Raw genomic sequence first — 16870 nt, forward strand, 5'->3', positions numbered from 1 at the left:
AATCAGTGATTCACCAAACGAAACCATCACTAAGACCATCTCGATTAACAGATATAAAAAAGCCTGAGACGTCTCCGCCTCAGGCTAATTCTTAATACACGTTTATGATTATTTTACTTGCTTAGTTTCAAAGCGTAATAGTCTTAGAGCGTTCAAAGTCACCAAGGCAGTAGCCCCGCTGTCGGCTAATACCGCAACCCATAACCCGGTAATACCGAGTAAGCTTGTCACCAAGAACACGCCTTTCAAGCCTAAAGCCAACGCTACGTTCTGACGAATATTATTGAGCGTCGCACGTGATAGCTCAATCATCGCAGGCAATTCAACCAAGCGGTTGTGAGTCAGGGCCGCATCTGCGGTTTCTAGCGCAACATCCGTACCACCACCCATGGCGATACCGATGCTGGATGCTTTCATCGCCGGTGCATCGTTAATACCATCTCCGACCATCGCGACAGTGTGTTGCTCTGATATCTCTTCCACATAGTGCACTTTATCCGCTGGTAACAGACTGGCTTTGTAATCAAGACCAATCTGGTTAGCAATAGCTTCTGCACTACGTGGGTTATCACCGGTTAACATGACTGATGAGATACCAAGTTTCTTCAGTGCAGCAACCGCTTGCTGGGTGTCTTGGCGAAGCGTGTCTTGCCATGCGATCAAACCAATGACTTCATGATCATGACGAGCAATAACGACCGTTTTACCCTGCCCTTCTAACTCAACCACTTGTTGCTCAACCTGTTGCGAGATTGGGAAGTCTGCTTTCGATGGTGCGATGACTTGAACCAACTTCCCTTCAACCACACCTGTCACACCAGAACCAACCTGCGCAGTTTTATCTGCCGCTTCAGGAATATTGATGCCTTGCTCTTGCGCTTTACTTACCAGCGATAACGCTAGTGGGTGACTTGAGCCAATCTCAATCGACGCCGTTAAGCTTAATAGCTGCTCTTCTGTTACATCGAATGGAACCACGTCAGTCACTTGCGGTTTACCTTGTGTCAAAGTACCTGTTTTGTCGAACGCGACAGATTCAACACGTCCCAACAGTTCCAACGCTGCACCGCCTTTGATCAAGGCACCTCGTTTTGCTGCCGCGGCTAAACCTGAGGTAATCGCTGCAGGAGTAGAGATAACCAAAGCACATGGACATGCGATCAATAACAATGCTAAACCGCGGTATACCCATGTCTCCCAAGGTTGTGCAAACAGCAATGGCGGTGTGATGATGACTAATAGAGAGACAAGCATCATCAGCGGTGTGTACCAACGACTGAATTTATCTAGGAAGCGTTCAAGCGGTGCTTTGCGTGACTCTGCTTCTTCAATCAAATGCAGAATACGGTCGATCGCGTTTTCACCTTGGCGAGACGTCACTTTCACTTGCACGACTTTGTCGACAACCACGGCACCCGCCATGATTTTTCCACCTTCAGCATGTTCAACTGGAACGGATTCACCGGTTAGTGCGCTCTCATCAAAGCTTGCTGCTTGGGTCATAAGTAGACCGTCAGCAGGCATACGACCACCAGGAGCGACTTCAATAATGTCACCTGGCTGAAGCTGTGACGCTGGCACTTCTTGACGTTCGCCGTCCACAATTAGTGTCGTATTTTCAGGCACTAAATCCATCAATGCCTGAACACCACTGCGAGCACGAGATGATGCGTATGCTTCTAACTTTTCACCAATAAGGAAAAGCAATAACACCATCGCTGCTTCAGCAGTTTCGCCAAGGTAAAGTGCACCTAATGCTGCGACACTCATTAATGTTTCAATCGCAAACGGAGTGCCACTACGAGCCAATTTCACCGCTTTCATTGCAACCGGATACAAACCAAGCAAACAGGTTAAGGTAAACAGCCAAGTACTTAACGTTGGGTTGAAATCAGAAATGATGCCAGCAAACGCCATTGCACCTGCGATCGATAGGATTTGTACATTGTCTTTAACAATGCCTAACCAACCTTTCTTTTCTGCTTTTGGTTTTGGTGCATCGGTAGAAGTTAATGGAAAACCAGTTTGTTGAGAGACCTGCTCAATTACAGCCGCGACGGCACGGTTATCAAAATCGACGACCAATTTTTCGGTTGCGAATAGTACTTTAGCGTTGGTAACACCTTCTACAGAGGTAATCGCCTTCTCTAACTTTTGGGCACAAGAAGGACAGTCCATACCAGACACTAACCAGCTATGACGAATGGAGGATTCGAGGGGTTCGGCAGGACCTTCGTCTTCGGCAGACTCTGAGCTACAACCGCCGCTACTGCAGCAAGAGCCTTCTGAGCCGACCACGCTCGCTTGCGTGATATTGAGAGTTGGTTTTGCCGGTGCGCAGCAAGAGTCGTTTGCACCTACCGCCACCGCAGATTTGATTTTGCCAGATTGGCAACCTTGATGTTTTGTACACATAATTCACTTTCCTTATTGGTGATGAGTCTCTTTCTGCCACTAAGGATAAACCTTGGAGCTAGCTCCAAGGTCAAGAACAATATGATGAATTAAGCAAAATTACGCTTTTTCTTCTTCCAAAGCCGTTGCGACTTCGTCGATCAATACCGCATCATGCGAACAGAAAGGCTGAGTGTTAACACAAGTAATCGCAGGGTCATCTTCAATAATGTCTTCCCCAAAGTTCTGCATCAGATCTTTGATGTGCTTGTTCAGTACTACCAGTGCAAGTAAACCAAATACAATCGTACCCACCGCTTGTCCATATAGCACACCAAGTGCGCCATACCATTGAGCCCCAAAGTACACAAATGGTAATGTACCAATTGTCGCTTTACCCAAATTCAATGCCGTTGAATAAAGCGGTTTACCAAGGTTGTTAAACGAGGTATTCGCAACAAATAAAGTGCCATTGAATACAAATGTGATAGCAACGTAAGTGCAGAACGCGACAACAATAATCGCGGCATCCCCCGTCAAACTAAACATAGCGACGATGTAATCTTGCAAAACATAAAGCAAGGCACAAACACCCAGCGTGTAAATAGTGGTAACCAACAAAGAGTCTGTCAGTGTTCGCTTCACGCGGTCCATTCGCTCCGCGCCAAAGTTCTGCCCAATGATAGGACCAACCGCACCAGACAATGCAAAAATCACAGCAAAACACACTGGTGTTAAACGCCCTATCACCGCAAAGCCTGCGACAAAGTCCTCACCGAATTGAGCAATATGTGTCGTTACAATCGCGTTGCCAATTGGCGTTGCGGTATTAGTGATGATTGCTGGAATGGCAATCGCCAAAATCGGATTAAGGTTATTTTTGAAGATATCGAATGTTGGAAAGGACACCAACTGATGCACTTTCACCAGCGGATAAAGGGAGAATGCCAATACCGTAAAACGAGCAATCACCGAGGCCGCCGCCGCACCTTCCACGTTCCATTTGAAGACAAAGATAAAGAGAGGATCAAGAATCGCGTTAACGATACCACCAGCCAACGTGGCCCACATCGAGCGTTTAGCATCACCAGCAGCACGCAAACCTGCACCGGCTGACATACCTAATGCCAAAATTGGCGCACTTGGTAGAAGAATGTTGAGATACGCTTCAGCACGCTCCGCCGCAACTCCTTCCGCACCAATGGCTGCGAGTAATTCGGGAATGTGGATGAACATACCAATGGTAATGACCAAGCTGATCATAAAAGCCACCAGCATGATGCTACCACTGGTCAACTTCGCTCGTTCGAAATCCTTTGCACCGATCGCTTTGGAAACTAAAGCGCCCATCGCTATCGAGGTACCTATCGATGCTGAAGTTGAGAAGAAAATTAATGTTCCCGCGAAACCAACCGCCGCAGCCAACTCGACCTGCCCCAACATACTGATGAACAACATATCAAGCAAATCGACGACAAACAGCGCCATTAAACCCACGGAACCCGCTCCGGACATCACCAGAATGTGGCGCATGGTTGAACCTTGGACAAACTTTGCGTCTTGCGTAGACATATTCTTCCTCAACGACAAAAAGACGCCGTAGCGTCTTTCGTCTTCATACTTATTGTTTTGTAATTAAACGGGGTGTTTGAAACATTCGTTCAGCGTTTTTCCTATCGCTCTCAGCACATCGCGTCTTGTAATCACACCGACGAGTTTCTCTTTATCATCTACCACAGGGTACATTTTTGGCTTGCCTATCTTCATCATGTCGGCCAACTCAATGATCGACATATCCGGCGATACAGACAAAACATCATCATGCATACACTCTTCTACTGTGTGCGTGTCCTGACAGTGATAACTGGCTTTAACGAGTTTGTCCAAAAGGTCTTGTTCAGAAAGGAATCCAATGACTTTCTCGTTTTCGTCGATAACAGGTCCACCTAGAGTAACACTTTGCATCACCTTGTCCAAAGCCGCCGTCAACGACATGTTCTTGGTGAAAGTCACTGCCTGTAACGTCATGTAATCTTTAACTTTTAGTGAGTGCATTCTTATCTCCTTAGCGGCACATTTTTGCTGCCTTTAAGATAAGTGTCGTCTAATTTCTTGATTTTACTAAATGGAAATTAGCAATTTTATCCATAGATTTAGTCTATCGATCTCTAATCGAATCAATACATAAGACAAAAAATAGATGCTCAGTTGCATATTTATATACCATCAACACCGCCCTCAGCTCGATGAATAACCATGAGAATATAAAGCATGAGAAGAGGTTGGATAAGTAACCAGTCGTTCAGAAATTTAAATGAGAAATAACTAGCTATGCAGCAAAGACAAAAAAGCCAGCCTATGATCGGGCTGGCTTTCGACGTTATATCACGCGACTAAATTATGCATTTTCCAGTGAAGCTACGATGTCACGCGCTACGGCTTCCGCCACTTTGATGCCATCAATACCCGCAGAAAGAATACCACCAGCATAACCGGCACCTTCACCCGCAGGGAAGAAACCTTTTAAGTTAATGCTTTGGAAGTCTTTGCCACGCTTGATGCAAACTGGAGAAGACGTACGTGTTTCAACACCTGTAAGCAAACCATCTTCTGATGCAAAACCTTTGATCTTACGATCGAATGCTGGAATCGCTTCACGAATCGCTTCAATAGCAAACTCAGGTAGCGCTTTTGACAGGTCAGTCAATTTGATGCCCGGAGTGAACGATGGCTCAACATCACCCAGTGCGCTTGGATCGCGACCTTTCAGGAAGTCACCGATTTTCTGCGCTGGTGCGTCATAGTTCTCACCACCAAGTGTGTAAGCGCCCGATTCCAGTTCACGTTGGAAACGGATACCTGCTAGTGGATCGCCTGGGTAATCTACTTCTGGTGAGATACCGACGACGATTGCGCTGTTCGCGTTACGCTCCGCACGAGAGTACTGGCTCATGCCGTTCGTTACTACACGACCTTCTTCAGAAGTTGCCGCAACTACCGTACCACCAGGGCACATACAGAAGCTGTAAACCGTACGACCATTCTTACAGTGGTGAACCAGTTTGTAGTCTGCAGCACCAAGAATTGGGTGACCTGCGTTTGGACCAAAACGCGCTTCGTCGATCATCGACTGTTTATGCTCGATACGGAAACCAACAGAGAATGGTTTCGCTTCCATGTAAACGCCACGGTCGTGCAGCATTTCAAAGGTATCACGAGCACTATGACCTACCGCTAGTACTACGTGACGAGATTTGATCTCTTCACCGTTTGATAGCGTTACGCCTGTGATTTGACCATCTTCCATATGCAGATCGTCAACACGAGTACTAAAGCGGATCTCACCACCTAGCTCGATGATTTTCGCGCGCATCTTCTCGATCATGGTAACCAGTTTAAAGGTACCGATGTGCGGCTTACTTACGTATAGAATTTCTTCTGGGGCACCAGCTTCAACAAACTCAGTGATCACTTTTCGACCGTAGAAGTTTGGATCTTTCACTTGGCTGTAAAGTTTACCATCAGAGAAAGTACCTGCACCGCCCTCACCAAACTGTACGTTCGATTCTGGGTTAAGTGTACGCTTGCGCCAGAAGCCAAACGTGTCTTTAGTGCGCTCACGTACTTCTTTACCACGCTCAACGATGATTGGGTTAAAGCCCATTTGAGCCAAAACCAAACCCGCAAAAAGACCACAAGGACCGAAACCGATCACCACTGGGCGCTCAGTTAGGTTCTCAGGTGCTTTCGCCACGAACTTGTATTCCATGTCAGGTGTTTGGCGAACATGTGGGTCTTTTTCAAATTTCGCTAGCAACGCTTCTTCATCACCTTCAACGATGATGTCTAGCGTGTAGATAAGATGAATATTGGTTTTCTTACGAGCATCGTAGCCGCGTCTAAAGACATTAAAAGAGATAACTTTCTCAGCAGCAATGCCAAGCTTTTTAGTAATCGCGTCCAATAGCGCGCCTTCCTCGTGATCAAGAGGAAGTTTAATTTCATTAATACGAATCATGTGATGTCTCGTTATGGTAGGTGTCTTAGCCAGAACTGCTATTTTCTCCTCGTTAATATCAAGGGTGAAAAAGCAGTCAGCTCACAATGGCGCGCATTTTACGAGAAATTGAATTGTCTGTCATACTAAATCCAAGTTGCGCGGCGGAATTAACGTAGCGAATGTTGAATTTTGCCTTGGGATGAGTATTATCCCCATTCTTCAATTTTGACTAACTTAAGAGCTGATTATCATGGCGTTTGTCGTAACCGATAACTGTATCCAATGTAAATACACTGACTGTGTCGCGGTATGCCCTGCTGATGCCTTCCACGAAGGTCCAAACTTTATGGTAATCAACCCGATTGAATGCATCGATTGTGGCTTGTGCGTGGATGAATGTGCCGCAGCCGCCATCTTCCAAGAAGACGAGCTACCAGAAGATCAAGTGATCTACAAAGAGCTCAACGCAGAACTTGCAGAAATCTGGCCGGTACAAACTGAAGTGAAGCCAGCAATGGATGAAGCAGAAAAGTGGAACGGCGTGCCAAATAAATTGGACATGCTAGAAAAATAAGCGCATTAAAACGAAAAAAGCGTAATGAACCTCAACTTGAAAAAGTCTGGCTCGTTACGCTTTTTTTGTATCTATGATTCGTTGCTGCGATTAGCTGTGTTGACGACGCATGTTGTCCAGAATAATACCTGTCGCCATTGCTACGTTTAGAGACTCTGCACCACCAAATGCTGGAATAGTAATCTTGTCAGTCACAAATTTAGACGCCGCTTCACGCACACCATGAGATTCGCTGCCCATCAACAAAATACCGTCTGCTGAGAATTCCGTTTTGTGCACGCTCTCGCCTTCAAGAAAAGCACCATACACAGGCAAGTTTGCCTCTTCTAAGTAGCTTGGTAAATCCACTAGGCTAACTTGCACACGACCAAAGCTACCCATGGTTGCGCTGATGGTTTTTGGGTTGTATGGGTCGGCACAATCCGTACTCGCGATGATGTGCTCGATACCATACCAGTCTGCTACGCGAATGATCGTACCTAGGTTCCCCGGATCAGATACGCCATCCAACGCAATCATCAAGCCTTTTGCCTGAGGCACTGTTACGTTTGGAATTTCAACCACAGCAATGGCTGCGTTATTGCTGACCAGGGTACTTGCCTTGGTTAAGTCATCAAGTGACGCTTCAATACATTCGAAACCGTTTAGTTCTTGGCTGTGCTGCTCTAGAAACTCAGCAGTCGCAAAAACCTGCTTTACCGTGAGCGAGCTGTTCGCTAACTCCAGTACGTTCTTTTCACCTTGAACCAGAAATAAGCCGTGCGCTTTACGCTGCTTCTTTTGACCTAAAGCACGCAGCAGTTTTAGTTGGTTTTTTGAAATCATGAAAATATCCCAGATGAAAGTTGGTGAAGTACCAGATGAAAACGGGGGGATTATAGAGTAAACCTTCGCACAGCTAAAGAGATGCCTTGCTTGAGAGAAAAGAAAAGCCCGCCAAGCTATCACTCTCGGCGGGCTTTAGGTATCTGTCGCTTCCCTATGCTGAAAGAATCGACATCACCATTCTTAAACGACTTTGGTTTTCGTCATCTCTTTGATACCAGACAAAATGAACGTTGGCAGTGAAGACACTAATATCACACCAAATAGGTGACCAGCACTCAGCGCCTCGGTATTAAAGATAAGCTGACCAAGACTCGTATAAATAACGCCAAGAGACAGCATTGCTGATACTGCGACTGCCCCCAGTAGGTATTTGTTGGTGAATGGGTTCTTACGATATAGCGAGTTAAACGTACGCGAATCAAACAAGTGCCATAACTGGGCAAAAATCAACATTGCGAATGCCATTGTCTGTGCATATTGAGCGCTTTGACCGCTACTCAATGCCCAGTTGAACGCCAAATAACTCATTCCGCCTAATGCTAAACCACGCGTCACAATACGTGTACCGAGATGGTCGCTGAAGAAACTTTCGTTACGCTTGCGCGGCTTACGTTCCATCAAGTCTTTCTCTTCTGGCTCAACACCCAACGCCAAAGCAGGCAAGCCGTCAGAGACTAGGTTAATCCAAAGAATCATCAATGGCGTGAGTGGTAGAATCGCCTCAGGTCCCATCATCAAGAAAGCAAATAAGATAACCGACACTTCACCCACGTTCGCTGTCAGTGCTTGGCGAATGAACTTACGCAAGTTATCGAAGATCTGACGTCCTTGGCGCACGGCTTTCACGATCGTACTGAAGTTGTCATCCAGAAGGATCAAATCGCCTGAATCTTTGGCCACCGAAGTACCGGTAATACCCATCGCAACACCAATGTCAGCTCGACGAAGGGCAGGTGCGTCATTAACGCCATCACCCGTCATCGCTGCCACTTCATTATTGTGTTGCTGAGCTTGAACAATACGCAGCTTGTGTTCTGGCGTCACGCGGGCAAAGACTGCCACTTCCGGGCAAATCTTACGCAATGCCTCATCGTCCATTTCATCCAGTTGTGCTCCCGTTATAACCAAGTCTTTTTCACTGCGGATAATGCCGATTTCGCGTGCAATTGCCGCTGCAGTGAGTGCATGGTCACCCGTGATCATTACCGTGCGAACGCCAGCGTTGTAACAACTCTCTACTGCATCTCGAACCTCTGGACGCGGTGGGTCCATGATTCCATACAAACCAAGCACGGTCACATCTTTCTCTAGCTCAGCAGGATCACGCTTTAGGTCATCCTCTGTCAGCTCTTTGTAACCCACCGCCAAAGTACGAAGCGCTTGCTCTGCGAAGTCCTGAATTGCCGCTTCATAATTCGCGATGACCTCTTCTGCTGGACTTGCCGCTAACGCAAGGCTACCTGTCGACATGGTTGGAGCTGTTGGTAGCTCACCACCATCAACCATAAAACCAGAGGCATTACGCAACACCACATCTGGCGCACCTTTGATAGCAAGGAAGTGCTTACCATCAGGTCCTTTAACAATCACTGACGCCATCTTACGTGCAGAGTCGAATGGGAACTTCTCGACGATAGAGTAACCGCCTGTTGATAGCATGTCTGATTGTTCCAGACCCGCTTTTGCCGCGGCAACAATCAGTGCACCCTCGGTTGGGTTACCACGCACTGACGAATTATCACCATCTTTGATGTATTCCGCATCATTACACAGGGTCGCAACTACCAAGCCTTTCATCATTTCTGGGCTTTGCTTTGCATCAACCGTATGACCTAGAGGTTTGAATTCCCCCTCAGGGCTAAAGCCTTTGCCCGACACTTCCCAGTAACGACCACTTGCATCGTACGCTTTCATTACCTGCATTTGGTTTTGTGTCAGCGTACCGGTTTTATCCGAACAGATAACCGTGGTTGAACCGAGCGTTTCAATCGCAGAAAGCTGCTTCGCCAATGCGTTGTTCTTCACCATACGTGTTGAGCCCATGGTCAACACAATTGAAATAACCGTTGGTAGACCTTCTGGAATTGCTGCTACCGATAGAGAAATACCCGTGTTGAGGATTTCGAGCCAAGGCATACCATGGTAAAGACCGATACCACAAACCACAGCAACCACACCCAAAGCCGCAACCATCAAGGTCTTCGCGATGGTATCCATACGTTCTTGCATTGGTGTTTTGGTTTCTTCGGTGTTTGCCATCATATCCGCAATATGACCGACTTCCGTCTTCATGCCTGTGCTGACTACTACACCTAAGCCTGTACCTGTCGTCACAATCGTGGTCATAAAGCCCATATTACGCTGATCACCAAGACCAACGGTTTCGTCTTCAATCACCTTGACGATTTTATCAACCGGCTCAGACTCACCAGTAAGCGCAGCCTCATCTACTGCGAGACGGTTCGCTTCGATGATACGCACGTCCGCTGCGAGGATGTCACCCGTATTAATCTTTAGGATATCGCCTGGCACAATGTCACGCGCCAAGACATCAACCCATTCTCCATTGCGACGAACTTGTGCGGTTGGGGCTGCCATTTCTCGCAGTGCTTCCATGCCCTTCTGAGCTTTAAACTCTTGCCAAAATGCAATGATGGCATTGATGAAGATGATCACAGTGATGGCAATCGCATCAACTAGGTGACCAGTGAAGAAGGAAACAATCGCACCAATACCCAGAATGAAGATCAATGGGTTCTTAAATTGGTGTAGAAATAGCTCAAGCGCAGATTTGCCTTCTTGCTCTTGTAGCTCATTTTTGCCGTGTTCAGCCTGACGCTGTTCTACTTCTTCCGAAGTCAGACCTTGCTCAGTTGATACATTAAATTGAGTCAGTGTTTCTTCAACCGACTCAGTAAACCACTTTTTAGTCATGGGGGTCTCCAAAAAGCATTCAAGCGACATCAGTACAATTTCAAACTGATAAAAAGCATTCGCTGAATAGAATTGAGTTAAATCACCTCGCTCGTCACCTTTGCACCGTTTATTTTCATTTTGAATATTTATCAAGAATCTATTCAGTGTTATGTCAGCGAGTAAAAATAACCTACCCGAACCAATGAATACTTGTAATTAACTTTCAGCCCCGAAAAAGGCGAATGCGGACGAATCTTTGACCCCAATCAATCTCAATTTTATTTTGTCATACAAAAAATAAAACAAGTGTAAAAGATCATGAATAAGACCCCGAATAGACGGAAAATACACTTCATATTTCCCGAAAAGTGTAATTTTTCTACAGATTAATTTTCTTAAAGGTTGCTAACAAATCTAACAAGCAGACAAACCATTCGAATAAACAGGAACGAGAAGATAAAAGAATTGCTAACAGAAAATAATGATGCGAGCACTGTAAGAATATAAAGACTTGCATTCATCGGTAATGAATATTTATTTTCTGAGCATATTCTGGGAAAAAGGAATAACGCGGGGAAAAGCGCGACTTTAGATTCCTTTCCATAGAATGAAGCTCGTCCATGTGTACCCAAGTAACCTCGAGATGCTTGGTTCAGCGAGAATGACTTGGTTTGAAGGCGAGGCAACAATTTGAAGATCTAGTGGTTCTAAATCGAAAATTGTTAACGAAGCATGCGAACCAAGGCAACTCGCCCTTCGGGAGCGTGTCACTGAAGCAACTTGGGTATAGGTACAGAAATCAGGGTATTGAATGGCTCTAAAGTGCAGAAGATAAAAACGAAAAAGCCTCGCTGTATAAGCGAGGCTTTTAAAGGGTGGGACCCCAGCCACATCCCGGCACACAAGTCACACGCTGCGGCTGCTTCCTTCCGGACCTGACCGAGTTCACGAGCTATTGTTGCGAGAGGACCAGAGCCCCATAATTCTTGCTTTGAGAGCTTGTCTCAAATGATGTGAGGATTATTCAGCATCGCCTCTCGGATTGCAAGGGCTAAAGCGACGAATTTGTCCTTTTCACTTCCGTTTGGACAAAACTCGGTCAATTCAGTCTATTAAAGCTAAACCATACAAGGGTTTGCTTCATTACAATTCCGGGAAGCTTGTTTGCTCGAGTACATATCTTCATCTGCTAAATGCAACGCTTGCTCAAGACTAACGCTTCGCTCTCGCTTGGCGGAAACACCCACAGAAATGGTTACCACATTCAAACCATCAGATTGTTCGTCTTTGACATCCAGTGAACTCAGCTCTTCAACCGCTCGACTTAACTGAACCTCAGTAGGATAACCAAGCAAAATAAACTCATCACCACCAATACGATAACTTCTACCCGCCCACACACGATGTATTTTGAGCGACAGCAATTGCAACACTTTATCCCCTGCTCGATGTCCAAACGTATCGTTGATTTGCTTGAAGTGGTTAATATCGAGATACAAGACCGCAAGATCCTTTGGTACACCCTGTCGGTACTTAAGTTGTAACGAGCGTCGATTTCTCAATCCAGTCAAGTTGTCAGTGTTTGATTGACGATATAGGTACAAGCTGACACCAACCGCAAACACCAGCACAAAAACAAACACAGCTTGAGTCTGCGTCGCCAAACGAACTTCATATTCTAAGGCGGTTCGCCAATCTGGTCTTAAGTCATACTGAGCAACAATTTTCTCCAAATCTAGCATGGAGATTGCTCGACTAAAGTATGGGGCGAGAATTTCACCACGCTGATTGGTTGTTAACCCTATCGACAATTCCGATTCGTAAAACTCACCAATCGCATCGTCTTGTTCAATTGGAATTAACTCACTCAAACGTAAGAAATGATTCAGCATAGCGGTGTCCATCGCAATGTAATCAATCTCTCTGGCTAACAAGGCATCTAATGTTGCTTGCTGAGAATCAAATCGCTTGAGTTCTTTTAATGGCAGCATTTGGGTAAGCATTTGATCAAAAAAGTCATCTTTTACCACACCAATACGTTCAGAAATAAGCTGAGACACATGGGAATATACGTTGGGCTTGTAGCCCAAGCGTTTCACCATAACCGACGTTGGTTGGTAATGAGGCTGAGGGAAGTAACTGAAAGCACGTCGTTCTCGACTGATGGTCAGTGGCGCTAATAAATCGAATTCACCTTGGATAAATTGGGCGTACATGGACTCCCAACTTTCATCAGGCTTGCTGATAACCACACAATTCAAAGCCAAAATTTTACAGCTTTTCATTACGACGTCTGCTGTCATCCCTTCGACAGAGCCGTCCTCTTTATAAACCACGTAAGGGAAGATGGATTCAAACTTGATAGTAAGAGGCTGCTCTAAATCGATTGGCAGTCGTTTAATAGATTCACGCAATGCTGTCTGTCGAAGTTCAAACTGATATAGCGCAACTTGTTCGCGTAAATGCTTTTGTACCGATTCATCGTGAATAAAATTGGCAAACGTCGACAACTCATCAAGATGTGATCCTTTCTGGCTAACAATAGAAACAGGCTTGATGGAGATTTGGTCATTAAGAAGTTTGGCATCAAAGCCTTCTAGCAACATAGGTTTGAGTTGATTGATAGCATCTACTACCCCATCAACTTGACCAGAACGCAGCAGTGCCACCGCTTCTTCATGCCCTTGATAAGGAACTTGAAGCAACTCAGGGTAGTTTTGTTGAATAAGCTCTGCATAGATGGTGTCTTTTGGTACCCCAACAACACTCGCTTCACCTAAGGTCGCGTCATTCAAACCATACAGATAAGTATATTCAATGTTAGTTGGACGTGAATAACTGAACTTCAGTGCACGTTCTGAGGTGTAGGTGATATTCGCAGCAAAGTCGCTCTCACCGTTCGCAACAGAATCCAAAATAGCGTCGAAACTCGAGTAATTCACGTACTGGATCGAAACACCAAAATGTTCTGCTACTGCGTCAAATAACACGCGAGTAACGACATCATCCGCCTCTGTCGCTACCTTATAATTAGGGGCTTGTTCCGGTTCTGCTTTGAGGCTCAAACTCAATAGAAAGCAAGCAAAAACCAACAGCCTTTGAACTACTTTAACCATGACAAACGTTTCTAAAAGGACCCTTCATACATATTGAAGGTAGGATTGAATTTTTATTATTAAATGCACAATAAATATGAAAGGCCGAACATATAACATTCGGCCTATTATTTCATAAACAAATCAAGAGTCTGCCGCACGGGTCACTATTTACCCAGAGCGACTACAACTATTTCATAACTCTGCCTGCTCATCGCTACTACGTAAGATGTAGTCCGTCATCCAAGCCGTTCCGAGCAAACAAATCCAAACAACAAAGACAGGGTTTGGTACTTCAATGTTTGGGCTAACGACTAATGCAGCGAACCCTACGGTCGGCAAAGTCCAGCAGAGCAACTTACCCCAACGCATCGAATTTCGAATCTTAGTTAACGCCTCCATAGAAGCCAGAATTCCCGTAATACTTAGTGCGACAAGCACAGCATAAGGCAAATCAGCTAACCACAGTGGCAGCAACAACAGCAATGACCACCAACTGTGTTTTTCTGAAGGTTTCCAATGATTTGCTGCCCACCACATGACTATCACTGATAAGGTTTGTACCACTGTCAACCACGCAGAGCCATCAAGCTTCCCGGCTTGTTGTGTCACCATAATGCCTACTTGTAAGGTCAATACAATCAGACCAGCGGTAAGCAATACGCCTAGTGAACTACGACGTGAGAACACGACCATTAATAGTGGGAATAGGATCAAAACGCCCACTGACAATGCAATCGGCTGCATCGACAGAGTGACACCATAAACGGTCATGGCACCGAGCAGAATCAAACCGGCAATTCCTCCTTGTGGCAATATCCACAGTGCGGGAATCATTAAGGCGAGAACGGGGATCTCTCCTTCGCTCAAACTGATGGCACGAGCACACACCACGGCAAGAAGAGTCGTAATAAGAAATTGAAGTGTCGAAAAAATCATAGCGCCTCCTGGCTTCCCCAACCAACTTGGTAACTCAACGGCATGTCAAACTGGGCATTAAAAGTCGTTGAGCGGGTCTATATGTAAACTAAGCATAAGCTTGTTTTTGTATTTCCAACTTACTCTGAGAGATCACTTGCAGCTCACAAAAGAAACAATAAAAGGCGGTGAAGAGAGATGAGCGACAAATGATGTTAAGGAGCAAGAACTGATAGCGAAGTACAAGTCTTGTGTATTACCATTCCTTGGTAAACAACAATGGACACTTTCAGTATGGACCAATTTTTAATGCAAATCTTTGCTGTAATTCACCAAATTCCCACCGGACGTGTTTCTACTTATGGTGAAATTGCCAAAATGGCTGGCTATCCGGGCTACGCAAGGCATGTTGGTAAAGCGTTAGGTAATCTACCCGAAGGCAGTAAACTGCCATGGTTTCGCGTCATAAATAGTCAAGGGAAGATTTCGTTGAAAGGTCGCGATCTGGAAAGACAAAAGCAAAAGCTTGAAGCTGAGGGAATTGAGGTGTCTGAGATTGGAAAAGTCTCGCTCAGAAAATACAAATGGCAGCCTTAATGGCTGCCATTTTAACAATCAGTTGGGCTAACGATTAACGAGTACCAACAAGACGAATGTTTGCTTGGTGCGTTTGTTCTGCATCTGTAATGACAGGAATGCTTGTGTCATTGATAAAGCGCAATTTACCATCCACTTCGATACGAGCACGTAGGCTGTAACGGTGGTTTGGTTTGATATCGTTGCTGTTGTAGCTCAGTTCAAATGCCAAAGGTACTTGTTTACCCTCTGTCTCGAATGTTTGTTTCGCTAGTACTTTAGCTGGGGCATCCGCAAGAGAAACATCTTCTAGCGCAACCGTAACGACTGCGTGGGGAGGCAGTGCAATACGCTCACGGTAAGCCACTGTACCTGTAATTGTCTTCATAGACGCCTCAGCTGATTCCATTTCTGTTGTTTGAGAAGTTTGGCAACCCACTAGTGCAGCACCGAATAGTAAAGAAGTAACAAGTAGTAGTGTTTTTTTCATAGTTTCCTCAACGGGTGTATCAATTCGCGCTAAGTATAGAGGGAGATTATTAAACTGTCTGCTGTACGCTTATCTATTTGACAATAGTTTGACTAAGTTAGAAATTATCAAACAGTTGATTTTGTTTCATAATTGAAGCAGCAATAAAAACAAGGTGAGGAGACATCATGAGTAAACCACTAAGAGAATTGCTCAGCCTACTACAACTCGAAAAACTAGAAGAAGGCTTGTTCCGTGGTCAAAGCGAGAACCTAGGTTTACCTCAAGTTTACGGTGGCCAGGTTATTGGACAGGCATTATCTGCTGCACGTTACACTGTAGAGGACGCACGCACAGTGCACTCGTTTCACAGTTATTTCCTCTATCCTGGCGATCCAGAGAAACCAATCATCTATGACGTAGAGAACCTACGTGACGGGCGCAGCTTTAGTACTCGTCGAGTCAAAGCGATTCAAAATGGTCGTCCTATTTTCTATCTAACGGCGTCTTATCATGGCGATGCTCCTGGTTTTGATCATCAAAACACCATGCCAGATATTCCTGGACCGGAGAATTTCCCTTCGGAAACTGAGCTTGCCAGCCATATTGCAGAGTTCTTACCCGAGCGTTTACGCAAAACATTCTGTGGCGAAAAACCTATTGAGACTCGCCCAGTCAACATCGTAAACCCATTGAAACCTAAGAAAACTGAAGCGAAACAGTACCTATGGATTCGCGCCAATGGAGAAATGCCAGAGAACCAACTGATTCACCAATATCTCCTAGCTTACGCGTCGGATTGGGGCTTCCTAACAACGGCACTTCATCCACACGAAGTGTCATTGATGACTCCGAACTTCCAAGTGGCAACCATCGATCACTCTATCTGGTTCCACCGCCCGTTTAAGATGGATGAGTGGTTGCTGTATGTAATTGAAAGTCCAACCGCCAGTAACACTCGCGGTCTAGTTCGTGGGGAAATCTACAACCAACAAGGTCATCTTGTTGCAACGGCCGTTCAAGAAGGTGTGATGCGCTTTACCAAATAGCTCTTCTCACAAATTGGGACTAAAAAAGGAGTGCTTATGCACTCCTTTTTA

The 16870-nt window shown here is 45.5% G+C and carries 12 protein-coding genes and 1 other RNA gene; 3 read left to right on the plus strand and 10 right to left on the minus strand.

From position 1 onward, the window contains the following. Positions 1-108 precede the first annotated feature (108 nt). The 4 genes from ABMY42_RS09805 to ABMY42_RS09820 form a co-directional block, all read right to left on the minus strand. On the minus strand, positions 109-2415 hold the full coding sequence (locus ABMY42_RS09805) for a zinc/cadmium/mercury/lead-transporting ATPase (protein ID WP_050908948.1): 2307 nt from the start codon (positions 2413-2415) through the stop codon (positions 109-111). A gap of 99 nt (positions 2416-2514) precedes the next feature. Next, positions 2515-3966 (minus strand): MATE family efflux transporter, encoded by a 1452-nt coding sequence (locus ABMY42_RS09810; RefSeq protein WP_050908949.1) that lies wholly within the window; start codon positions 3964-3966, stop codon positions 2515-2517. Between the two features lie 63 nt (positions 3967-4029). Then, entirely contained in the window at positions 4030-4449 is a 420-nt protein-coding gene (locus tag ABMY42_RS09815; protein WP_005446643.1) for a CBS domain-containing protein, read from the minus strand. A 343-nt stretch (positions 4450-4792) separates the two neighbouring features. Next, positions 4793-6412 carry an NAD(P)/FAD-dependent oxidoreductase gene (locus ABMY42_RS09820; RefSeq protein ID WP_009698323.1) on the minus strand — a complete coding sequence of 540 codons (1620 nt, stop codon included), beginning with the start codon at positions 6410-6412 and terminating at the stop codon, positions 4793-4795. 232 nt (positions 6413-6644) lie between these two features. Here ABMY42_RS09820 and fdxA point away from each other — a divergent pair, with 232 nt between their 5' ends. Further along, complete coding sequence (gene fdxA / locus ABMY42_RS09825; RefSeq protein WP_005431654.1) at positions 6645-6968, plus strand: ferredoxin FdxA; 324 nt, start codon at positions 6645-6647, stop codon at positions 6966-6968. 90 nt (positions 6969-7058) lie between these two features. Here the strand turns inward: fdxA and ABMY42_RS09830 are convergent, their stop codons facing one another. The 5 genes from ABMY42_RS09830 to ABMY42_RS09850 form a co-directional block, all read right to left on the minus strand. After that, a complete protein-coding gene (locus ABMY42_RS09830) occupies positions 7059-7793 on the minus strand; it encodes an RNA methyltransferase (protein ID WP_069686934.1) in 735 nt (244 codons plus the stop codon). A gap of 183 nt (positions 7794-7976) precedes the next feature. After that, a complete protein-coding gene (locus ABMY42_RS09835; protein ID WP_047513164.1) occupies positions 7977-10730 on the minus strand; it encodes a cation-transporting P-type ATPase in 2754 nt (917 codons plus the stop codon). 860 nt (positions 10731-11590) lie between these two features. Continuing rightward, positions 11591-11687: signal recognition particle sRNA small type (gene ffs, locus ABMY42_RS09840), an RNA gene on the minus strand. Between the two features lie 143 nt (positions 11688-11830). Then, positions 11831-13828, minus strand: coding sequence for a GGDEF domain-containing protein (locus tag ABMY42_RS09845; protein ID WP_069686932.1), 1998 nt, complete (start codon positions 13826-13828; stop codon positions 11831-11833). Positions 13829-14002: 174 nt separating this feature from the next. Further along, positions 14003-14746 (minus strand): hypothetical protein, encoded by a 744-nt coding sequence (locus ABMY42_RS09850; protein WP_005446632.1) that lies wholly within the window; start codon positions 14744-14746, stop codon positions 14003-14005. 273 nt (positions 14747-15019) lie between these two features. Between ABMY42_RS09850 and ABMY42_RS09855 the strand changes: the two genes are divergently transcribed. Further along, a complete protein-coding gene (locus tag ABMY42_RS09855) occupies positions 15020-15322 on the plus strand; it encodes a DNA base-flipping protein (protein ID WP_005446629.1) in 303 nt (100 codons plus the stop codon). 34 nt (positions 15323-15356) lie between these two features. Here the strand turns inward: ABMY42_RS09855 and ABMY42_RS09860 are convergent, their stop codons facing one another. After that, positions 15357-15791: a YbaY family lipoprotein gene (locus ABMY42_RS09860; RefSeq protein WP_005446628.1), complete on the minus strand. Its 435-nt coding sequence runs from the start codon at positions 15789-15791 to the stop codon at positions 15357-15359. Between the two features lie 167 nt (positions 15792-15958). On the opposite strand from ABMY42_RS09860, the gene tesB reads away from it, so the two are divergent. After that, complete coding sequence (gene tesB / locus ABMY42_RS09865; protein WP_005446627.1) at positions 15959-16819, plus strand: acyl-CoA thioesterase II; 861 nt, start codon at positions 15959-15961, stop codon at positions 16817-16819. Positions 16820-16870 lie beyond the last annotated feature (51 nt).

Origin of the sequence: Vibrio sp. SSH13-20 (genome assembly GCF_040104475.1) — a bacterium.
GTDB lineage: Bacteria > Pseudomonadota > Gammaproteobacteria > Enterobacterales > Vibrionaceae > Vibrio > Vibrio harveyi.

Bases quoted from the DNA above. Each gene is read 5' to 3' on its own strand.
- ABMY42_RS09805 (WP_050908948.1), bottom strand. From the start codon at position 2,415: ATGTGTACAAAACATCAAGGTTGCCAATCTGGCAAAATCAAATCTGCG.
- ABMY42_RS09810 (WP_050908949.1), bottom strand. From the start codon at position 3,966: ATGTCTACGCAAGACGCAAAGTTTGTCCAAGGTTCAACCATGCGCCAC.
- ABMY42_RS09815 (WP_005446643.1), bottom strand. From the start codon at position 4,449: ATGCACTCACTAAAAGTTAAAGATTACATGACGTTACAGGCAGTGACT.
- ABMY42_RS09820 (WP_009698323.1), bottom strand. From the start codon at position 6,412: ATGATTCGTATTAATGAAATTAAACTTCCTCTTGATCACGAGGAAGGC.
- fdxA (WP_005431654.1), top strand. From the start codon at position 6,645: ATGGCGTTTGTCGTAACCGATAACTGTATCCAATGTAAATACACTGAC.
- ABMY42_RS09830 (WP_069686934.1), bottom strand. From the start codon at position 7,793: ATGATTTCAAAAAACCAACTAAAACTGCTGCGTGCTTTAGGTCAAAAG.
- ABMY42_RS09835 (WP_047513164.1), bottom strand. From the start codon at position 10,730: ATGACTAAAAAGTGGTTTACTGAGTCGGTTGAAGAAACACTGACTCAA.
- ABMY42_RS09845 (WP_069686932.1), bottom strand. From the start codon at position 13,828: ATGGTTAAAGTAGTTCAAAGGCTGTTGGTTTTTGCTTGCTTTCTATTG.
- ABMY42_RS09850 (WP_005446632.1), bottom strand. From the start codon at position 14,746: ATGATTTTTTCGACACTTCAATTTCTTATTACGACTCTTCTTGCCGTG.
- ABMY42_RS09855 (WP_005446629.1), top strand. From the start codon at position 15,020: ATGGACCAATTTTTAATGCAAATCTTTGCTGTAATTCACCAAATTCCC.
- ABMY42_RS09860 (WP_005446628.1), bottom strand. From the start codon at position 15,791: ATGAAAAAAACACTACTACTTGTTACTTCTTTACTATTCGGTGCTGCA.
- tesB (WP_005446627.1), top strand. From the start codon at position 15,959: ATGAGTAAACCACTAAGAGAATTGCTCAGCCTACTACAACTCGAAAAA.